The 20,404-nt window shown below is 63.3% G+C and carries 20 protein-coding genes; 6 read left to right on the forward strand and 14 right to left on the reverse strand.

The features are described from left to right. Positions 1 to 52: 52 nt before the first annotated feature. A complete protein-coding gene (locus NCS03_RS02155; RefSeq protein ID WP_502801509.1) occupies positions 53 to 1,183 on the reverse strand; it encodes an anhydro-N-acetylmuramic acid kinase in 1,131 nt (376 codons plus the stop codon). Between the two features lie 313 nt (positions 1,184 to 1,496). Here NCS03_RS02155 and tyrS point away from each other — a divergent pair, with 313 nt between their 5' ends. Genes tyrS through NCS03_RS02170 form a run of 3 tightly spaced genes read left to right on the forward strand, consistent with a single transcriptional unit; the run spans position 1,497 to position 3,830 of the window. Beyond that, on the forward strand, positions 1,497 to 2,735 hold the full coding sequence (gene tyrS, locus NCS03_RS02160; protein WP_008351563.1) for a tyrosine--tRNA ligase: 1,239 nt from the start codon (positions 1,497 to 1,499) through the stop codon (positions 2,733 to 2,735). A gap of 4 nt (positions 2,736 to 2,739) precedes the next feature. Further along, positions 2,740 to 3,183 (forward strand): D-aminoacyl-tRNA deacylase, encoded by a 444-nt coding sequence (gene dtd / locus NCS03_RS02165; protein ID WP_175979793.1) that lies wholly within the window; start codon positions 2,740 to 2,742, stop codon positions 3,181 to 3,183. Further along, on the forward strand, positions 3,180 to 3,830 hold the full coding sequence (locus NCS03_RS02170; RefSeq protein ID WP_250528701.1) for a histidine phosphatase family protein: 651 nt from the start codon (positions 3,180 to 3,182) through the stop codon (positions 3,828 to 3,830). Before dtd ends, NCS03_RS02170 begins: the two co-directional genes overlap by 4 nt. Here the strand turns inward: NCS03_RS02170 and ruvB are convergent. From ruvB to NCS03_RS02230, 12 genes are all read right to left on the reverse strand, one after another. Then, positions 3,827 to 4,888, reverse strand: coding sequence for a Holliday junction branch migration DNA helicase RuvB (gene ruvB, locus NCS03_RS02175; protein ID WP_008351556.1), 1,062 nt, complete (start codon positions 4,886 to 4,888; stop codon positions 3,827 to 3,829). The two genes, NCS03_RS02170 and ruvB, sit on opposite strands and share 4 nt — an antisense overlap. A 56-nt stretch (positions 4,889 to 4,944) precedes the next feature. Then, a complete protein-coding gene (gene ruvA, locus NCS03_RS02180; protein WP_250528702.1) occupies positions 4,945 to 5,526 on the reverse strand; it encodes a Holliday junction branch migration protein RuvA in 582 nt (193 codons plus the stop codon). A gap of 21 nt (positions 5,527 to 5,547) precedes the next feature. Further along, positions 5,548 to 6,090: a crossover junction endodeoxyribonuclease RuvC gene (ruvC, locus tag NCS03_RS02185; protein WP_008351552.1), complete on the reverse strand. Its 543-nt coding sequence runs from the start codon at positions 6,088 to 6,090 to the stop codon at positions 5,548 to 5,550. Between the two features lie 91 nt (positions 6,091 to 6,181). Next, positions 6,182 to 7,747 (reverse strand): bifunctional phosphoribosylaminoimidazolecarboxamide formyltransferase/IMP cyclohydrolase, encoded by a 1,566-nt coding sequence (gene purH, locus NCS03_RS02190; RefSeq protein WP_250518047.1) that lies wholly within the window; start codon positions 7,745 to 7,747, stop codon positions 6,182 to 6,184. Positions 7,748 to 7,811: 64 nt separating this feature from the next. Next, a complete protein-coding gene (locus NCS03_RS02195) occupies positions 7,812 to 8,045 on the reverse strand; it encodes a Fis family transcriptional regulator (protein ID WP_008351548.1) in 234 nt (77 codons plus the stop codon). Next, positions 8,042 to 9,136, reverse strand: coding sequence for a tRNA dihydrouridine synthase DusB (dusB, locus tag NCS03_RS02200; RefSeq protein ID WP_034470615.1), 1,095 nt, complete (start codon positions 9,134 to 9,136; stop codon positions 8,042 to 8,044). The genes NCS03_RS02195 and dusB overlap by 4 nt, the downstream gene beginning before the upstream one ends. A gap of 214 nt (positions 9,137 to 9,350) precedes the next feature. Continuing rightward, complete coding sequence (locus tag NCS03_RS02205) at positions 9,351 to 10,541, reverse strand: UbiH/UbiF/VisC/COQ6 family ubiquinone biosynthesis hydroxylase (protein ID WP_250481458.1); 1,191 nt, start codon at positions 10,539 to 10,541, stop codon at positions 9,351 to 9,353. Positions 10,542 to 10,543: 2 nt separating this feature from the next. Further along, positions 10,544 to 11,941 (reverse strand): aminopeptidase P N-terminal domain-containing protein, encoded by a 1,398-nt coding sequence (locus NCS03_RS02210; RefSeq protein WP_250496595.1) that lies wholly within the window; start codon positions 11,939 to 11,941, stop codon positions 10,544 to 10,546. Positions 11,942 to 12,069: 128 nt separating this feature from the next. Continuing rightward, positions 12,070 to 13,374: a THUMP domain-containing class I SAM-dependent RNA methyltransferase gene (locus tag NCS03_RS02215; RefSeq protein WP_033536536.1), complete on the reverse strand. Its 1,305-nt coding sequence runs from the start codon at positions 13,372 to 13,374 to the stop codon at positions 12,070 to 12,072. Positions 13,375 to 13,939: 565 nt separating this feature from the next. Beyond that, positions 13,940 to 15,382, reverse strand: coding sequence for an NAD(P)(+) transhydrogenase (Re/Si-specific) subunit beta (locus tag NCS03_RS02220; RefSeq protein ID WP_008351540.1), 1,443 nt, complete (start codon positions 15,380 to 15,382; stop codon positions 13,940 to 13,942). Further along, the gene (locus tag NCS03_RS02225; RefSeq protein ID WP_008351539.1) at positions 15,383 to 15,703 is read right to left on the reverse strand and encodes an NAD(P) transhydrogenase subunit alpha part 2; all 321 of its coding nucleotides are present in this window, start codon (positions 15,701 to 15,703) and stop codon (positions 15,383 to 15,385) included. A 12-nt stretch (positions 15,704 to 15,715) separates the two neighbouring features. Beyond that, complete coding sequence (locus NCS03_RS02230) at positions 15,716 to 16,861, reverse strand: Re/Si-specific NAD(P)(+) transhydrogenase subunit alpha (protein ID WP_250528703.1); 1,146 nt, start codon at positions 16,859 to 16,861, stop codon at positions 15,716 to 15,718. 223 nt (positions 16,862 to 17,084) lie between these two features. On the opposite strand from NCS03_RS02230, the gene NCS03_RS02235 reads away from it, so the two are divergent. The 3 genes from NCS03_RS02235 to NCS03_RS02245 all read left to right on the forward strand — a co-directional run bounded on the left by NCS03_RS02235 (position 17,085) and on the right by NCS03_RS02245 (position 19,421). Further along, positions 17,085 to 17,567 carry an NUDIX hydrolase gene (locus NCS03_RS02235; RefSeq protein ID WP_175979798.1) on the forward strand — a complete coding sequence of 161 codons (483 nt, stop codon included), beginning with the start codon at positions 17,085 to 17,087 and terminating at the stop codon, positions 17,565 to 17,567. Between the two features lie 7 nt (positions 17,568 to 17,574). Continuing rightward, positions 17,575 to 18,705 carry a tRNA 2-thiouridine(34) synthase MnmA gene (gene mnmA, locus NCS03_RS02240; protein ID WP_250528704.1) on the forward strand — a complete coding sequence of 377 codons (1,131 nt, stop codon included), beginning with the start codon at positions 17,575 to 17,577 and terminating at the stop codon, positions 18,703 to 18,705. Between the two features lie 158 nt (positions 18,706 to 18,863). After that, positions 18,864 to 19,421, forward strand: a complete 558-nt coding sequence (locus NCS03_RS02245; RefSeq protein ID WP_034470623.1) for a TetR/AcrR family transcriptional regulator — start codon at positions 18,864 to 18,866, stop codon at positions 19,419 to 19,421. Between the two features lie 292 nt (positions 19,422 to 19,713). On the opposite strand, the gene NCS03_RS02250 is transcribed toward NCS03_RS02245, so the two are convergent. After that, positions 19,714 to 20,325 (reverse strand): glutathione S-transferase C-terminal domain-containing protein, encoded by a 612-nt coding sequence (locus NCS03_RS02250; RefSeq protein WP_174447708.1) that lies wholly within the window; start codon positions 20,323 to 20,325, stop codon positions 19,714 to 19,716. Between the last annotated feature and the right edge of the window lie 79 nt (positions 20,326 to 20,404).

Below are 20,404 nucleotides of genomic sequence, written 5' to 3' on the forward strand. Positions count from 1 at the left end.
GCGTGCATTTCTGACGCTGAAGAAAACGGAGCCTCAGCGGCTCCGTTTTTTGTTAACGCGGATAAATCGCGCCGAGCACGCGCTCGCCCGCCGCGCCCGTCACCGCGGGCAGATTGCCCGGCTCGCGCGCGACACAGCGCATCGCGAGCCACGCGAAAGCAAGCGCTTCCACTTGTTGCGGCGGCACGCCGAGCGCCTCGGTCGTCATCACGGGAACGCCTGCGATTCTGCTGCCTTCGAGCGCCTGCTGGAGCATCTTCATCAACACAGGATTGCGTGCGCCGCCGCCGCACACGTACACGGCGCGCGTGTCCGGCGCGTGTCGCGCGATCTCGCGCGCGACGGTCGTCGCGGTGAGGGCCGTGAGCGTCGCCTGGACATCGGCGGGAGCGAGGTTCGCGAAGGCTGCGAGCTTCGCGTCCATCCACGCCGGATTGAACAGATCGCGCCCTGTGCTCTTCGGCGGCGCGAGGTCGAAAAACGGTTCGTCGAGCAGCGCGTCGAGAAGCGATTGATCGATTCGGCCTTTGGCTGCGAACTGCCCGCCGTCGTCATAGGCGCGCTGTGTGTGGCGCAAAGCCCATTCGTCGATCAGCGCGTTGGCCGGGCCGCAATCGAAGCCGCGCACGTCTCCGTTCGCCGCGAGAATCGTGATGTTGCTGATGCCGCCGAGGTTGCACACGACGCGCGTCTCGTTCTTTTCGCCGAACACGGTCGTGTGGAACGCCGGCACGAGCGGCGCGCCCTGGCCGCCCGCGGCGACATCGCGGCTGCGGAAATCGGCGACCACGTCGATGCTGGTCATCTCCGCGAGCAACGCCGGATTGTTGATCTGCCGTGTGTAGCCTTTGTCAGGCCGATGCCGCACCGTCTGGCCGTGCACGCCGATCGCGCGCACCTTCGTCGCCGAGCATCCGCTCATGCTCTGCAGTTCGTGGCAGCAGACGGCATAGCGTGTCGCGAGCGCATTCGCGGCGAGCGCTTCGCGTTCGAGTTCGTTGTCGCCGGGCGACTGCAGTTCGAACAGCGCATCGCGCAAGCCTTTGGAAAAGGAGACATGCGCCTCGCCGAGCACGACGGGCGGCTTGCCCGTCGCGAACTGGACCGCGACACCATCGACGCCGTCCATGCTGGTTCCGGACATCAAACCGAAGTACACGCCGTCCGCCTTGCCGGTTTCGATTGCTTCGGTTTTCTTTCCCACGCTGATCTCCTCGTCGATGCCGATGTTGCCAATCAGCGGCGATTATCCGCGTTACGGGGCGAATCGTTAAGACGCGATTCCACACTCCTGAGCGCCGTATGCCGCGCAAAACCGCGCGATCAGACACGAAAGGGCGCGAATGCCCGCGTCATCGCGTAAAATCGTGAGCCTGAACAAGCAATTGCGCGCGATTTCGTCATTTTCCGCGCCCCACTTCTCGACGCGGCATCTGCGCAGGCCACGCCACCGCATCGCCGGTCATCGAACCCTTTTGACTTCACAAGCCGCAAGCATGACCACTGATTCCAACGCGCCCAGCTTCCCGATCACCGAAGATGTCAAAAGCGCGCTCGCCATCGCCAAGCGCGGCTGCGACGAACTGCTGATCGAAGACGAATTCGCGCAGAAGCTCGCGCGAAGCGCCGCGACGGGCAAGCCGCTGCGTATCAAGCTCGGCCTCGATCCGACCGCGCCCGACATTCACATCGGCCATACGGTCGTGCTGAACAAGATGCGCCAGTTGCAGGATCTCGGCCACCAGGTCATTTTTCTGATCGGCGATTTCACGTCGCTGATCGGCGATCCGTCCGGCCGCAACGCGACGCGCCCGCCGCTCACGCGCGAGCAGATCGAGATGAACGCGAAGACGTACTTCGAGCAGGCGGCGCTCGTGCTGGATCGCGAAAAGACCGAAATCCGCTACAACAGCGAATGGTCGATGCCGCTCGGCGCCGACGGCATGATCAAGCTCGCATCGCGCTACACGGTCGCGCGCATTCTTGAGCGCGAGGACTTCACGAAGCGCTTCCAGGGCGGCGTGCCCATTTCGATCCACGAATTCCTCTATCCGCTGATGCAGGGCTACGATTCCGTCGCGCTCAACGCGGATCTCGAACTCGGCGGCACGGACCAGAAGTTCAATCTGCTCGTCGGCCGCGAGTTGCAGAAGCAGTACGGCCAAGAACAGCAGTGCATTCTGACGATGCCGCTGCTCGAAGGTCTCGACGGCGTCGAAAAGATGTCGAAGTCGAAGAACAACTACGTCGGCATCAGCGAGAAGCCGACCGAGATGTTCGGCAAGCTGATGAGCATTTCGGACGTGCTCATGTGGCGTTACTTCGAACTGCTGTCATTCCGCCCGATGAGCGAAATCGAAGGCTACAAGCGCGAAGCCGAAGGCGGCCGCAATCCGCGCGACTTCAAGGTGATGCTGGCGCAGGAAATCGTCGCGCGCTTTCACTCGCCGGCGGATGCCGAGCGGGCGCTCGAAGACTTCAATCATCGCGCAAAGGGCGGCGTGCCCGACGACATTCCGACTGTCACGCTCGCAGGCGCGCCGGTCGCGATCGGCCAGCTGCTCAAGCAGGCGGGACTCGTGCCGTCGACGAGCGAAGCGCTGCGCAACATCGAGCAGGGCGGCGTGAAGATCGACGGCGCGACGGTCTCCGACAAGGGGCTGAAGGTCGAAGCGGGCGAGTTCGTCGTGCAGGTGGGCAAGCGCCGCTTCGCGCGCGTCACGCTGACGGCGTAAGCCGATGATCGCGCTCATTCAGCGTGTGAAGCGCGCCGATGTGCGCGTGGGCGAGCGCGTGACCGGCGCGATCGACGCGGGCCTGCTCGCGCTGGTCTGTGCCGAGCGCGGCGACAACGAAGCCGCCGCCGACAAGCTGCTCGCGAAGATGCTCGGCTACCGCGTGTTCAGCGATGCAGCGGGCAAGATGAATCTCTCGGTGCAAGGCGTTGCCGGCGGCTTGCTGCTCGTCTCGCAGTTCACGCTTGCCGCCGACACGAACAGCGGCTTGCGCCCGAGCTTCACGCCCGCCGCGCCGCCCGACGAAGGCAAGCGGCTCTTCGATTATTTCGTGACGCAAGCGCGCGCGAAGCATCCCGTCGTCGAAACGGGCGAGTTCGGCGCGGAAATGCAGGTGTCGCTCGTGAACGACGGGCCAGTCACTTTCTGGCTTCAGGTACGACCATGACGACTCAGGTTCTCTTTATTCGACACGGCGAAACCGACTGGAACCGCATCAAGCGCATTCAAGGGCATATCGACATCCCGTTGTCCGAACATGGCTTTCTGCAGGCGGAACAGCTCGGCCGGCGTCTGGCGCACGACGGGCGCATCGACGCGGTCTATTCGAGCGATCTGCAACGCGCGCAGCAGACGGCGCGTCCTTTCGCGGATGCGCTCGGGCTCGACGTGCGGTTATCGGAGAACTTGCGCGAGCGTTTCTATGGCGCGTTCCAAGGCCACGACAGCGACGAGATCAACGACAAGTTTCCCGCCGAATATATCGAATGGCAGACGCGCGACCCCGGCTTCTCGCCACCCGGCGACGGTGAATCGCAGCGCGTGTTTTATCACCGCATCCTGCATGCGATTGAACCGATCGTCGCGGCGCACGCGGGCGGGCGCATCGCGGTCGTCGCGCATGGCGGCGTGCTCGATTGTGTGTACAGGTTCGCGATGAACCTGCCGTTGCAGGAGCCGCGCAACTGGCCGCTGCTCAATTGCAGCGTGAACGTGGTGGACTATGCCGATGGCGGCGCGAAGGTCGCGTCGTGGGGCGATATCGCGCATCTGTCGACGGACACGGACGACGACAATCTGCGCAAGCGGGCCTAGCCGTTGTTCGTATCCCAAAGATCCCGAATCGGCCCCGCATCCGGCGCAGCAAGACCGAAGTGCCGATACGTGAGCATCGTCGCGACCCGTCCGCGTGGCGTGCGCTGCAAAAAGCCCTGCTGAATCAGATACGGCTCCAGCACGTCCTCGATCGTGTCGCGCTCCTCGCCGATAGCCGCAGCGAGGTTATCCACGCCGACCGGCCCGCCATCGAACTTGTGCAGGATGGCTTCGAGCAGCTTGCGGTCCATCAGATCGAAGCCGACGGGATCGACGTCGAGCATTTTCAGCGCTTTGTCGGCGACGTCGGCGGTGATCATGCCGTTCGCCTTTACTTCGGCGTAATCGCGCACGCGGCGCAGCAGCCGGTTCGCGATACGCGGCGTGCCGCGCGAGCGCTTTGCGATTTCCAGCGCGCCTTCCGGCACGATCTCCGCCTTCAACAACGACGCGGATCGCGACACGATGCGCGCCAGTTCGCTCGCGTTATAGAACTCCAGCCGCGACACGATGCCGAAGCGGTCGCGCAGCGGGTTCGTCAGCATGCCCGCGCGCGTGGTCGCGCCGACTAGCGTGAACGGCTGCAGATCCAGTTTCACGCTGCGTGCGGCCGGCCCTTCGCCGATCATGATGTCGATCTGATAATCCTCGAGCGCCGGATACAGGATTTCCTCGACGACCGGCGAAAGCCGATGAATTTCGTCGATGAACAGCACGTCGTTCGCTTCGAGATTCGTGAGCAGCGCGGCGAGATCGCCCGCGCGCTCGAGCACCGGTCCCGACGTCTGCCGCAGATTCACGCCCATTTCCCGCGCGATGATGTGCGCGAGCGTCGTCTTGCCGAGACCCGGCGGCCCGAACAGCAGCACGTGATCGAGCGCTTCGGAACGGCGCTTCGCCGCCTCGATGAAGATTTCGAGCTGGCCGCGCGCCTTTTCCTGCCCGATGTATTCATCGAGCTTGTGCGGACGCAGTGCGCGCTCGAACGCTTCCTCGTTCGGCGAGACGGGCGAGGCCGAGATGACGCGTTCGGCGGCGAGTTTGTCGGTTTCGATCATTTTTCGATTGTACAGCGAGCTTTTGCGCGACGAAGCTGGCCGAATGGCCTAGGCTATCAGCCCTTCGAAAGCGCCTTCAACGCCAGCTTGATGCCCTCGGACACGCCCGTTCCGGCCGGCACGTTCTTGACCGCGGCGAGCGCTTCCTTCTCCGAATAGCCGAGCGCGAGCAGTGCGTTGAGAATGTCGGACGCGTGATCGGACTGCGAAACCGTGCCCGCGATCGCGCCGAGATCCGCGCCGAGCTTGTCTTTCAGTTCGAGCAGCAGGCGCTCCGCCGTCTTCTTGCCGATGCCCGGCACGCGCGTGAGGCGCGCGGCGTCCTGCGTCGTCACGGTTTGCGAGAGCTCGTGCACGCTCATGCCCGAAAGCACCGCGAGCGCCATGCGCGCGCCGATCCCGCTGATCTTCAGCAACTCGCGGAACGTCGAACGCTCCTGCGCGGTGAGAAAACCGTACAGCAGATGCGCGTCCTCGCGCACGATCAACTGCGTGAGCAGCACGACCTTCTCGCCGGCATTCGGCAGGTTGTAGAACGTGCTCATCGGCACGTCGATTTCGTAGCCGACGCCGTTGCAATCGACGAGCAAATGCGGCGGATTTTTTTCCAGCAGAACGCCGGCGATGCGACCGATCATGTTTGGTATTCGTAGAGGAAATTAGCCGATGAGACGACCGCGCCGCACGCGCAAGCCCTTCTTCGCCAGCCCCGGCGCGATGCCGCCCAGGGCCGCGAGGCCGGTGCCGCCGTGCGCGTGACAGATCGCCATGCCGAGCGCATCGGCGGCGTCGGTGCCGGGCACGCCGGAAAGCGACAGCAGACGCACGACCATCTGCTGCATCTGTTCCTTGGTCGCGCGTCCGTAGCCGACGACCGCCTGCTTCAGTTGCAGCGCCGTGTATTCGGCAACCGGCACGCCGCTCGCGACGAGCCCGCAGATGGCCGCGCCGCGCGCCTGCCCGAGGAGCAGCGTCGATTGCGGATTCACGTTGACGAAGACTTTTTCGATCGCCGCCTGATCCGGATTGTGCTGCGCGATGAGCGTCGAGATGCCGCTGAAAATGGTGTTGAGACGCGAAGGCAGATCCGCCTCGGCCGTCTTGATGACGCCGCTCGTCACGTAGTTGAGCGTGTGCCCCGTCTTCTCGATGATGCCGAAGCCCGTCACGCGCAGGCCGGGGTCGATGCCAAGGATTCTCATTCGTTCGCGTTTCGCGGCTCGTTGAAACTAAAAAGGCCTGTTTGCGCCGTTCGAAGCGCAAACAGGCCAATCTTAAATGAAGCGGCCGCGATCAATGGCGGAAATGACGCGTGCCCGTGAAAATCATCGTGATGTTGTGCTCGTCGGCGGCGGCGATCACTTCGTCATCGCGCATCGATCCGCCTGGCTGAATCACGCAGGTCGCGCCCGCGTTCACGACGACATCGAGGCCGTCGCGGAACGGGAAGAACGCATCCGATGCCACCGCCGAGCCGTTCAACGTCAGACCGGCGTTCTGCGCCTTGATGCCCGCGATGCGCGCCGAATCCACGCGGCTCATCTGGCCTGCGCCGACGCCCATCGTCATGCCGTTCGCGCAGAACACGATCGCGTTCGACTTCACGAACTTCGCGACGCGCCACGCGAACATCAGATCGTCCATTTCCTTCGGCGTCGGATGACGCTTCGTCACGACGCGCAACTCGTGCGGCTGCACGTTCTTCGCATCGAGCGATTGCACGAGCAGACCGCCGCCGACGCGCTTCAGATCGAACGCGTTGTGGCCGTCGCCGAGCGCGATCTGCAAGAGGCGCACGTTCTGCTTCGCCGCGAACACGGCGCGCGCCGCCTCGCTGAACGACGGCGCGATCAGCACTTCGACGAACTGCTTCGCGACAGCCTGCGCCGCCGCTTCGTCCACTTCACGATTGAACGCGATGATGCCGCCGAACGCCGAAGTCGGGTCCGTCTGGAACGCCTTCGAATACGCTTCGGCCGCATTCGCGCCGAGCGCCACGCCGCACGGATTCGCGTGCTTGATGATGACGCACGCCGGCGCGTCGAACGTCTTCACGCATTCCCACGCGGCGTCCGAATCTGCGATGTTGTTGTACGACAGTTCCTTGCCCTGCAACTGCTCGTAGTTCGCGAGCGCGCCGGCCGGCACGCTCAGATCGCGATAAAAGGCCGCGTTCTGATGGGGATTCTCGCCGTAACGCAAATCCTGCACTTTCTCGAACGCGAGGTTGAACGTCGCCGGATACGTATTGCGGCTCGAATGCTGCAGCTCTTCGGTCAGGCTCGTTAGATAGTTCGTGATCGCGCCGTCGTACTGCGCGGTGTGCGCGAAGACTTTCGTCGCGAGACGGAAATTCGTCTTGTAGCCGACGTTGTTGCCGTTTGCGCGCATCTCGTCGAGGACGGCGGAGTAATCGGCCGGATCGACGACGACCGTCACGTCGCGATGATTCTTCGCCGCCGAGCGCAGCATCGTCGGACCGCCGATGTCGATGTTCTCGATCGCGTCTTCCAGCGAGCACTCTTCCTTCGAGACCGTCTGCACGAACGGATACAGATTCACCACCAGCAGATCGATGGTCGGAATGTCGTGCTTTTCCAGCGCGGCCATGTGCTCGGGCAGGTCGCGGCGCGCGAGAATGCCGCCGTGAACCTTCGGATGCAGCGTCTTCACGCGCCCGTCGAGCATTTCCGGAAAGCCGGTGTAATCGGCGACTTCGGTCACGGGCAGGCCCGCGTCGGCGAGCAGTTTCGCCGTGCCGCCGGTCGAGAGGAGCTTGACGCCAAGCGCCGACAGCGATTTGGCGAAATCGACGATGCCGGATTTGTCGGAAACGGAGAGGAGCGCTTGCTTGATCATGATGAACACTGAAACCGAAAAGGGAAACCAGGCCGGACCAAGGCGCGCGCCTCAGTCCGATGAATCAAATCAATCCGTGCTGCTGAAGCTTCTTGCGTAAGGTGTTGCGGTTGATGCCGAGATACTCGGCCGCGAGCGATTGGTTTCCGCCCGCCTGCTCGAGCACCACTTCGAGCATCGGTTTTTCCACGCACGAAATCACCATGTCGTACACGTCGTGCGGGTTGGAGCCGTCCAGGTCCTGAAAATAGTTGTCGAGGCTCTGGCGGACGCATTGTTCGATGTTATGTCTGCTCATGCGGCAATCAGTCGGTCTGTCGTGTTGTTGAGCCCGCCGCACGATTCTTCCCCGTCCGCGTCCTCGGCGTCACCGGCCTCGTCCACATAGACGAGACGGTCCGACAACGCCTTTTGCGCGTCAAAGAATTCGTTGACAGCGAGCAATTGTTCTTTGGTCGTGTCCAGCGTATTCATCCGGTGCCGGAAGGTGTTGGCGCCGGAAAGGCCGCGAGTGTACCAGCCGATATGCTTGCGCGCAGTCCGAACGCCCGTGAATTCCCCATAAAAGGCGTAGTGATCTTCGAGGTGCTCGTTCATCACCTGCTGGATCTCGTCGATGCGCGGCGGCGGCAGGCGCTCGCCGGTATTCAGAAAGTGTTCGATCTCGCGAAAGAGCCACGGACGGCCCTGCGCCGCGCGGCCGATCATGATGGCGTCGGCGTGCGTGGCGGCGAGCACGTCGCGGGCTTTCTCGGGCGTGGTGATGTCGCCGTTCGCGACCACCGGAATCTTCACCGACGCCTTCACTGCCGCGATGGTTTCGTACTCCGCGTCGCCCTTGTAGAGATCGGCGCGCGTGCGGCCGTGGACGGTGAGCATCGAAATGCCGGCTTCCTGCGCGATCCGCGCGATGGTCAGCGCGTTCTTGTTCTCGCGATTCCAGCCCGTGCGAATCTTGAGCGTGACCGGCACCGCGTCCGGCCCCACGCCGACCGCCTGGACGACGGCCTCCACGATGCGCGCGACCAGCGGCTCGTTCTGCAGCAGCGCGGAACCCGCGGCCACGTTGCAGACCTTCTTCGCCGGGCAGCCCATATTGATGTCGATGATCTGCGCGCCGTTCGCGACGTTGTGGCGCGCGGCCTCGGCGAGCATCTGCGGATCCGCGCCCGCGATCTGCACGGAAATCGGCTCGACCTCGCCCGCATGGTTGGCGCGGCGCATGGTCTTCTCGCTCTTCCACAACTGCGCGTTCGACGCGACCATCTCCGACACCGCGTAGCCCGCGCCCATGCGCTTGCAGAGCTGCCGGAACGGGCGGTCGGTGACGCCTGCCATCGGTGCGACGAACAGGTTATTGCGCAGGACGTGTGAACCGATTGTGGGCATGAAGGCTAAACGATCCGCGCTGTCGGTGCCGGCGAGAAGCCGCGTCAGGCGGATGCAACGTTGCTGAAGGGTAAACAGCTATTTTAACGCGAAGAGCGTGCTGAAATTAAGAGCAATCGCGTGCAAGTCATTAAATCTTCTATGAAAGAACGGCCGGCCATAGAGGATAAGTTCCCGGACTTCGCCTGGACGATTGCCCTTTTTTCGTGCTCGATCAGCGCCTTTGACCGAACATCATCTGACGGGCGAGGGCCGTTTTTACCGGCGGAAGGAATTCGAGAGCGGTCAGCGCGAGGCCGCGCATCGCCGCAAACGGCGGGAAATCGACCGTGAAGATGCGCGCGAGCGTATCGGTGGCGCCGATCGTCAGGCGCCGGTCCAGCGCACGGCGCTGCGCGAAACGGGCGAGCGCGAGCGGCCGGGGACCGTCGGCGGACAGCGCGTCGGTGAGCGCGAGCGCGTCGCGCAGGCCGAGATTCAGGCCCTGTCCGGCAACCGGATGCAGCGTCTGCGCGGCATTGCCGATCGCGACGGTGCGCCGGTCGACGAGCACGTCGAGCGCGGTCAGCCCGAGCGGAAACGCCGCGCGTGACGCGATGCGCGTGAAACGGCCCATGCGCGTGCCGAACGCAGCGCCGAGTTCGGCGAGGAAAGTGTCGTCGTCGAGCTGCATGCGGCGCGCGGCTTCGTCGGGCGAGCAGCACCAAACGAGCGAATAATCCGCGTGACGCTGGCCGCCGCACGGCAAAAGCGCGATCGGCCCTTCCGGCGTGAAGCGCTCCCACGCGACATTCGCGCGCGGATCGGACACGCTTACCGTGCCCACGATGGCCGTTTGCCCGTAATCGCGCGCGCGGCGCTCATCGGATGACTCGCCTTTCTGATAAAGACCGCCTTCCGCGTTCACGAGCACTCTTACGCGGACGGAGCGCTCGCCTTGCGCCGATTGCAGCGGCAAGGTGACGCCGTCGTTGTCCTGCAGCGGCGCGAGCGCGGACGTGTCGGTGAGCCAGTCGACCTTCGTTGCGCGCACCGCATCGGCGAGCGCGCCGACGAGCGAACCGTAGCGCACCACGTAGCCCAGTTCGGGCAACTCGTGCTCGTCGTGCTCGATCAACGTGCGGCCGAAATGCCCGCGCTGCGAGACATGGATGCGGCGGATCGGCGTGGCATCGCCCGGAAAGCCGAGCGGCTGCAGCATCACGCGGCTTCCGTGCGAAAGCGCGAGCGCGCGCGGATCGTTGGCGGCGGCTGCGGGCGTGCGCGCGTCGATCAGCGCGATGGACAGCCGTGACGTCGCGCTGCGCCGGGCAAGCCAGCCGGCGAGCGCGAGCCCGACCGGCCCCGCGCCGACGATGGCGATGTCGTAATCGAAATGCGGTTCGATGCCTTGAACGTCGCTCATGGTCAATTTGCGTTTGATTCGCGCATCAGCGCTTCGATTTCGTCGGCGGCGACGGGCACTTCGCGCGTGAGCAACTCGCAGCCGTTTTCGGTGACGATGGCGTCGTCCTCGATGCGAATGCCGATATTCCAATATTGTTCCGGCACGTCTTCGGCGGCGCGCACGTAGAGACCCGGCTCGATCGTGAGCGCCATGCCGGGCGCGAGCGCGCGCCATGGTCGTGCGCCTTGCTCGTCGAGCGGGCCGTCGGCTTCGCGGTATTCGCCCGCGTCGTGCACGTCCATGCCGATCCAGTGTCCCGTGCGATGCATATAGAAGCGCGCGTAGGCACGTTGCGCGAGGACGTCGTCGACGCTGCCGAACTTCGCCTTGTCGAGGATGCCGGTATCGAGCAAGCCTTGCGACAGCACTTTCAACGCAGCCTGATGCGGCGCGTCGAAGCTGACGCCGGCGCGTGTGGCATCGATGGCCGCGGCTTGCGCGGCGAGCACGATTTCGTACAGTTCGCGCTGCGCCGGAGTGAAACGGCCGCTAGCGGGGAACGTGCGCGTGATGTCGGATGCGTAGCCGTCCAGTTCGCACGCGGCGTCGATGAGAATCAGGTCGCCGTCGCGCGCGATCGCGTTGCCAGCCGGATAGTGCAGCACGCAGGCGTTCGCGCCCGCCGCGACGATCGATCCATACGCCGGCGACTGCGCGCCGTGGCGGCGGAACGTGTACAGCAATTCGGCTTCGATTTCGTACTCGCGCATGCCCGGGCGGCACGCGCGCATCGCGCGACGGTGCGCTTCGGCGGAGATCGATGCCGCGCGGCGCATGATCGAGATTTCGTGCGCGTCTTTCACGAGCCGCATCTCGTCGAGAACCGGCAGCAGGTTCTCCGCGCGGGCGGGAGCGCGCACGCCGGTGCGGCTTTGCGCGCGCACGGCGGCGAGCCAGGCGCGCACCCGGGCATCCAGTTCCGCCGATGTGCCGAGCGCGTAGTGAAGCGCGGGTTTGTCGGCGATCATGCGCGGCATCTCCTGGTCGATCGAATCGATGGCAAACGCGGCGTCGAAGCCGAAAGCGTCGCGCGCGGCGTCGGGGCCGAAGCGAAAGCCTTCCCAGGTTTCGCGCTCCGCGTTCTTCTCGCGACAAAAAAGGATCGACACGGGCTCGCCATCCTGCGCGCTCGCGTTCAGCACGAGCGTCGCTTCGGGTTCGTTGAAGCCCGTCAGATAGTAGAAGTAGCTGTCGTGACGGAAAGGGTAGTCCGTGTCGCGGTTGCGCAGGACTTCCGGCGCGGTCGGCACGATGGCGACGCCGCCGCCGCGTGCACGCAACGCGGCGAGCACGCGCTCGCGACGCGCACGGTAAATGTCGACGGCGATGGGGCTGGCGAGTTCGGTCGATGAGTTCATGCGCCGATTGTAGCGCCGGCTTCACGATGCGCGCACTCGGCCATTCGACATAGGCCAAAACGACGGCGACGCGTGAATTTGCCTATGCCATTCGGCCTAGTGGCGCGGCGAGTGACCGCGCCGCATACTCATTCGCCAGCGGGACGATTGCGCACGCTGCCCGCGATCAGATCGAAGCGAAACAGGCGGCATTCGAGCGCGCCGTTGAAAAGCGGCGTTTTCGTCGATTCGCGCAGCCGCAGCAAGCCCGGCAACTTGCGGTCGGACGTGAGCACGTAGGCGCGCCATCCCGGAAAGCGCTGTTTGAGCGCGTTGCCGAAGGAGACGAAGAACTCGGTGTCGGCCGGATCGGGTTGCGCGCGGGCGAAGGCGTCCTCGTCTTCGCGGCGGGAGCGCGCCGTATCGCGAATTTCGCCGCGCGGGCCGCGTCCGCGCACTTCGATACGCTCGCCGTACGGCGGATTCGCGATCAGAATGCCGGGCGCGTCGGTCGGCGGGACCATATTGCGGGCATCGACTTGCTTGAGCGAAAGGTCGGTGATGCCCGCGCGGGTCAGGTTCGCGCGCGCTTTTTCGAGCATATCGCCGGAAATGTCGCTGCCGAAGATGCTCAACTCGGCTTGCGACGCACGCGCGGCGCGGCGTTGTTCGAGCGCGGCCGTCTTGAGCTTCTGCCACATGCCGGGATGGAACGGCTTCAGCTTTTCGAAGCCGAAGCGCCGATCGTTGCCCGGCGCGATGTTGAGCGCCGTTTGTGCGGCTTCGGCGAGGAAGGTGCCGCTGCCGCACATCGGGTCGAAGAGCGGCGTGCCGGGCGTCCATCCGGTCAGGCGCAGAATGCCCGCGGCGAGATTCTCGCGCAGCGGCGCGGCGCCCTTGTCCAGGCGCCAGCCGCGTTTGAAGAGCGGCTCGCCGGAGGTATCGAGATAGAGCGTGCACTCGTTCAGCGTGAGGAACGCGAACACGCGGACGTCGGGCTGGGCGGTGTCGATGCTCGGGCGCGCGCCGGCCACGTCGCGCAGGCGATCGCAGACGGCGTCCTTCACGCGCAGCGTCGTGAATTCGAGGCTTTTCACCGGCGATTTGATTGCGGTGAGATCGACGCGCATCGTCTGGCTGGGCGTGAACCATTGCTCCCAGCGCTGGCGATGCGTGAGTTCGTAGATGTCTTGCTCGTTGCGATAGGGGCCTTGCGCGACTTTGAGAAGCACGCGGCTCGCGATGCGCGAATGCAGATTCGCCGCCATGCCCGCGACCCAGCCGCCCCGAAAGTGCACGCCGCCGGGCACTTGCGTGCCGACGATCAGCGATCCGCCGCCGGAAAGGGGCGCGTCGGCCACGTGCCTTTCCCCGATCTCCGCCAACTCGGCGGCAAGCGGTGCTTCGAGACCGCGCGGGCAGGGGACGAACCAGTCGAAGAGGGGGGAGGCCATGTGGTGCTTGATTGAATGTTCAAAGAACGTATTGTACGCGGGCAAAGGGAGCCGGTCAGACCGTACAGGTCGGGCGGCGCGGCTTGGTTGAAGGGGGGCGGCGGTTTGCGGCCGGAAGCGGCTTCTTCTAAACCGCGCAAAAAATCATCGCAAATCGAGCAAGCGCACTCGGACGGGCGTTATGCTCCGAGTTGCTTTTCAAAGGTAATTGCGTGTGAACTACCCAGATCTTCGTCGTCGGGCGTCTGGCCCTTACCGCGATTCACGCGTTCATCGCGCTGCCGAACTACTGTTTGGCGGGATCGCGAAGGCGACGATGCTCCTCGCCCTTCTGTGTGTTGTGGCGCTGGCAATCGTAGGCGGTGAAGTGCCGGACGTTGTAAGCGGGTCCACGATCCGAAGGCGGCGCTGGATCTATGTGCTCTTGCTGGCGATCGGCGTCGCGCTCGGGGTTTTCGTTTGGCTGATTCTGCGCCGTTCACGTTGAGCGCTACGCTTCAGAAGCGCAAGTGGCGATCCGGACTTTGTCCGGATCGCTACGCGATGATGGAAATCAGCAGCGTGCCTAATCCACCGCCTTCATCATCTCCTCGACCACCTTCTTCGCGTCCCCGAAGACCATCATCGTCTTGTCCATATAGAACAGTTCGTTGTCGAGGCCGGCGTAACCTGCCGCCATCGACCGTTTGTTCACGATGATCGTCCGAGCCTTGTACGCTTCGAGAATCGGCATCCCCGCGATCGGCGATTTCGGATCGGTCTTCGCGGCCGGGTTGACGACGTCGTTCGCGCCGAGCACGAGCACCACGTCCGTCTGACCGAACTCGCTATTGATGTCCTCCATCTCCTGAACCATCTCGTACGGCACTTCGGCTTCCGCCAGCAGCACGTTCATGTGCCCCGGCATCCGCCCCGCGACGGGGTGAATCGCGTACCGCACATCGATGCCTTTCTCGACCAGCTTGTCGGTCAGCTCCTTCAACGCGTGCTGCGCGCGCGCGACCGCGAGGCCGTAACCCGGCACGATCACCACGCTTTCCGCGTTGCCGAGCATGAACGCGGCGTCATCGGCGGAACCGGATTTGACGGGGCGCTGCTCCGTCGATCCGCCCGCCGCCGCACCGCCCGCCTCGCCGCCGAAGCCGCCGAGAATCACGTTGAAGAACGAGCGGTTCATTGCCTTGCACATGATGTACGACAGAATCGCACCCGACGAGCCGACGAGCGAGCCGGCGATGATCAGCATCGGATTGTTCAGCGAGAAGCCGATGCCCGCCGCCGCCCAGCCCGAGTACGAGTTCAGCATCGACACGACCACGGGCATGTCCGCGCCGCCGATCGGAATGATGATGAGCACGCCCAGCGCGAATGCGATGATCGTCATGATGATGAACGGCAGCCACGATTCGGTGAGCATGAAGATCACGCCGAAGCCGATCATCGCGATGGCGAGCAGCAGGTTGATCAGATGCTGTCCCGAGTACGTGACCGGCGCGCCCTGAAAGAGCCGGAACTTGTACTTGCCCGAGAGCTTCCCGAACGCGATGACCGAGCCCGAGAACGTGATCGCGCCGACAAACGTGCCGATGAACAACTCGACCCGATTGCCATACGGAATCGGCTCGCCGAGCGGTGCGAGCCCGAACGCGGCGGGCTCCGCCACGACACCATAGGCGATGCAGACAGCCGCGAGACCGATCAGCGAGTGCATCGCCGCGACGAGCTCGGGCATCTTCGTCATCTCGACTTTTGCCGCGATGTACGCGCCCGCGCCGCCGCCGATGATCAGCGCGACGAACAGCAGCGACAGCCCGAGCGCGAGATTCGCTTCGAGAAACGCGGCCTGCTTCACGATCAGCGCGAGCGTGGTGAGAATGGCGATCGCCATGCCCGCCATGCCGAACGTATTGCCGATGCGCGCGGTCTTCGGATTCGACAAGCCCTTCAACGCCTGAATGAAGCACACCGAGGCGATGAGATACAGGAGAGTAACGACGTTAAGGCTCATTTACGCGCCCTCCTTGCTCGTGATCTTCTTGGGCTCTTTCTTCTTGAACATCTCGAGCATTCGCCGTGTGACGAGAAAGCCGCCAAACACGTTCACGGCCGCGAGCAGCACCGCGAGCGTGCCGAAGAACTTGCCCGCCGCGCCGACCGTCAGGCCGACAGCCAGCATCGCGCCGACGATGACGATCGCCGAAATCGCGTTGGTCACGGCCATGAGCGGCGTATGCAGCGCGGGCGTGACGTTCCACACGACGTGGTAGCCGACGTAAATGGCCAGCACGAAGATGATGAGGTTGATCACCGTGTGATTGATGACATCCATGTGCGTCTCCGTTCAGGCCGTGGCGCGGGCGAGTTGTCCGTCGCGGCACTGGAGCGTGGCCGCGACGATATCGTCCGCGAGATCGATGTTGAGCGTGCCTTCCTTCGTGATGATCAGCTTCAGGAAGTCGAGAAGATTGCGGGCGTAGAGCGCGGAGGCATCGGCGCCGATCATCGAAGCGAGATTCGTGTGGCCGACGATATGCACGCCGTGCTTCATCACCACCGTGTCGACTTCGGTGAGCGGACAGTTGCCGCCTTTCCTGCCCTCGAACTCGGGACCGCGTCCGGCGGCGAGATCGACGATCACGGAGCCCGGCTTCATGTGCTTCACCGTTTCGACAGAAATCAGCGTCGGCGCGGGGCGGCCGGGAATCAGCGCCGTCGAGATGACAATGTCCGCCGCCTTCGCACGTTCGTGCACCTGCGCCGATTGCCGCGCGAGCCAGCTCGGCGGCATCGGGCGCGCGTAACCGCCGACGCCTTCCGCCGCTTCGCGTTCCTCATCGGTTTCGAACGGCACGTCGACGAACTTCGCGCCGAGCGATTCGATCTGCTCCTTAACCGCCGGACGCACATCGGATGCTTCGACGACCGCGCCCAGACGCTTGGCCGTCGCGATTGCCTGCAAGCCCGCGACGCCTGCGCCGAGCACGAGCACGCGCGCCGCTTTCACGGTGCCGGCGGCGGTCATCAGCATCGGCATGAAGCGCTGGTAATACTGGCAGGCCATCAGCACGGCCTTATATCCGGCGATGTTCGCCTGCGAAGACAGCACGTCGAGACTCTGCGCGCGCGTCGTGCGTGGCGCGGCTTCGAGCGCGAACGCAGTGACGCCCGCCGACGCGAGCCGCGCGGTGTTCTCTGTATTGAAAGGATCGAGCATGCCGATGAGCACGGCGCCCGGCTTGAGCATCGCCAGTTCGCTTTCGCTCGGCGATTGCACCTTGAGGACGATCTCGGCGGAAAAGGCCGTGGCGGCATCGACGAGATCCGCGCCTGCTTGCGCGAACGCATCGTCGATATAGCTTGCCGGCAAGCCCGCGCCGCTCTGGACAGAAACACGATGTCCTTGCGTGACGAGCTTTTTGACCGTTTCGGGCGTGGCGGCGACGCGCGCCTCGTTCGCCCGCGTTTCAGCAGGCACTCCAATGTGCATCTTGTAATCCTCCTGTCTTTGTTGCCTTTTTCGCCCGGGCAAGGCTTAGGAAGGCTTAAGGCTGAGTTTTATTTCAAATGCTGGAACTGACGGCTATCTCAACTGTAACCGAAGATTGCACGCGCAAGAATCCGATCCGGCACCCGTTCCGTTTTGCCACAGTCAGCGCTTTCCCTTAGTCCGCGTGCGCGAGATCTGTGCGAGGACGGTAAAATATCTCACCATGAAATCAGACACTTGGGCCCCCCACGTTACGGTGGCTGCCATCATCGAAAAGGATGGTCGTTTCCTCGTCATCGAGGAGCACACGTCGGCAGGGCTGCGAATCAACCAACCGGCCGGTCATCTCGAAGCGGGCGAAACGCTCGTCGATGCCGTGGTCCGCGAGGCGCTCGAAGAAACGGCGCATCGCTTCGAGCCGGAGGCAATCGTCGGCGCGTATATGACGCACTTCGCGCGGCCGGGGCGCGACGTCACGTATTTGCGTTTCACGTTTTGCGGCAAGTCGCTCGGCGAAGAAGCAGGCCGCGCGCTCGACGAAGGCATCGTGCGCGCGATGTGGCTCAGCGCGGACGAATTGCGCGCATCGGTCGACCGGCATCGGACGCCGCTCGTGATGAAGTGTGTCGACGATTATTTATCCGGGCGGCGCGTCCCGCTCGATTTCATCCATACGCATTCGGTCGCGCCGGTGGTGCGGGCGTGATATCCCTATGAGCAAGAAACGAGTAGTGGTGGGCATGTCGGGCGGCGTGGATTCGTCCGTAACGGCATGGCTTCTGAAGGAACAGGGCTACGACGTCGTCGGCCTTTTCATGAAGAACTGGGAAGACGACGACGACGGCGAATACTGTTCGACCCGTCAGGACTGGATCGACGTCGTTTCCGTCGCGGATTTGATCGGCATCGATGTCGAAGCGGTCAACTTCGCCGCCGAATACAAGGACCGCGTGTTCGCCGAGTTTCTGCGCGAATATTCGGCCGGCCGCACGCCCAATCCGGACGTGCTTTGCAACGCCGAAATCAAGTTCAAGGCGTTCCTCGATCACGCGATGTCGCTCGGCGCGGAAACCATCGCGACGGGACATTACGCGCGCGTGCGCGAGCGCGATGGACTTTTCCAGTTGCTCAAGGCAACGGATTCGACGAAGGATCAGTCGTACTTTTTGCATCGATTGAATCAGGCGCAACTGTCGAAGACGCTCTTTCCGCTCGGCGAAATCCCGAAGACGAAAGTGCGCGAGATCGCCGTGCAAATCGGCCTGCCGAACGCCAAAAAGAAGGACTCGACCGGCATCTGCTTCATCGGCGAGCGGCCGTTCCGCGAATTCCTGAACCGCTATCTGCCGACAAAGCCCGGCCCCATGAAGACGGCCGAAGGCAAGATCGTCGGCGAGCATATCGGGCTTGCGTTCTACACATTCGGGCAGAGAAAGGGCATCGGCATCGGCGGCGCGAAAGACGGCAGCGGCGAACCGTGGTTCGTCGCGGGCAAGGACATGGCGTCGAACACGCTCTATGTCGTGCAGGGGCACGATCATCCGTGGCTGCTGTCGCCGACGCTCGTGGCCGGAAACACGGGCTGGGTCGCGGGTTTCGCGCCGGAAGAGGGCGCGGCGTGCGGCGCGAAGACGCGCTATCGGCAGCAGGATGCGGCGTGCCGCTTCGCCAACGCGGACGATGGCCGTTTCGCGCTTCATTTCGACGACGCACAGTGGGCCGTGACGCCGGGACAATCCGCCGTGCTGTATCAGGAAGACGTGTGTCTGGGTGGCGGAATCATCGAACACGCGGCGGCTGGGCACGAGTCGCCGCAAGTTGCGGCGCTCGCTGCGGCGCGTTGAGCATCTCCGGCGGCAAACGAGCGATCAGCTCCGACTTCGGTCGGGGCTTTTTTCTATCGATCCGATAAAAACTTTTTTGAAACAGTCGCTTGATCGTCTATCTAGTAGTAGATAATTAACGCACACCGAATGCAGGGACAATTGCAGAGATACGCGAAATGGACAAGAACACGGTACGCGACGCTTTACTGGATCACGCTCAGACGCTGTTGATGACACGCGGCTATAACGGCTTCAGTTTTCGCGATTTGTCCGAACTGGTCGGTGTGAAAACGTCGAGCATTCACTATTATTTCCCGACCAAGGAAGATCTCGCGCTCGAAGCGGTGAATGCGTATAGCGCCGACGTGATGTCGACGATCTACGCGATCGACAGCTCCGCCCCGGCCGACAAGAAACTCGACCGCTATACGAAGCTATTTGGAAGGATCATCGGCGACGGCAATCAGATTTGTCTGTGCGGCATGCTTGCGTCGGATATCGAGTCGCTGCCGGAGAAAGTACGGCACGCGGTGCAATCGTTCTACAAGGCGAATGAAACCTGGCTGGCGAAAGTTCTGGCCGAAGGCGAAGCGCAAGACACGCTCGACGCTGGCGGAAAGCCTGAAGCGGCGGCACGCACCTTGTATGCAGCGTTTCAGGGGAGTTTGCTTGCATGCCGCCTGTTTCAGACGCGGTCGCGGCTTGAAGAGGTCGCAGACGCATTTCGGCGGTAGATAAGCCTGTGGATAACCTTGTGAAAAACCCCTGAACTGGGCGTTGATTATCTACCGTTGAGTAGATAGATTTTGGCGGAATAGAGCATTTCTCTGACCCGATTCGTCGTTCGAACCATGTCGCCGCACGCGGACCGATGGTTTCAGGAAGAAAAGGGGTTTGGGAGAGAATCGGTCGATCGCGCCCTTCGCCGGTGATCTATCTAGCAGTAGATAATCTTCGATCTCACTTTGCGCTTCCGAGTGCGCCGGAAGCTCCCGCCGCGCGCGGGAGCTTGGTCCAAGAAAGGAATCAGACCGGCGCGGTATCCACGAACGACTGACGCTGCGAAATACGCGCGTAATACTTGTCGAGATTCGGATGTGCGTCGCGCCAGTTCAGATCGGGCATACGGAAATCGAGATAGCCCAGTGCGCAGCCGCAGGCGATATCCGCAAGCGTGAAGCGATTCGCCGAGCACCATTGCTTCGAGCCGATGCCGCGCGCCATCGCGCGCAAGCCGTCTTCGATCTTGTGACGTTGCCGCGCGATCCATTTGTCGCTGCGATGTTCCTCTTCGCGCAACACGCCTTCGAGACGGATCAGCACGGCGGCGTCGAGCATGCCGTCGGCGAGCGCTTCCCAGCAGCGCACTTCGGTGCGCTCGCGCCGCTCCTGCGGCAGCAGCTTGCCGACCGGCGTGAGCGTGTCCACGAACTCGCAGATGACGCGCGAATCGAATACCGCTTCGCCGTCGTCGAGAATGAGGCACGGCACTTTGCCGAGCGGGTTGTAGTCGTGGATCTTCGAATCGGATGCCCAGACGTCTTCGAGCACCAGTTCGCAGTCGATCTTCTTTTCCGCCATGACGATCCGCACCTTGCGGACGAATGGGCTGGGGTGCGAACCGATCAGTTTCATCATCTAATTTTCACGTTGATTCGAAATGCGGGCGTCGACGATCTTAACCGGCGCGCGCGAACCATCGGCGAATTAGAGATAG

It is taken from the genome of Caballeronia sp. ATUFL_F1_KS4A, assembly GCF_023630905.1.
Taxonomy (GTDB): Bacteria; Pseudomonadota; Gammaproteobacteria; order Burkholderiales; family Burkholderiaceae; genus Caballeronia; species Caballeronia zhejiangensis.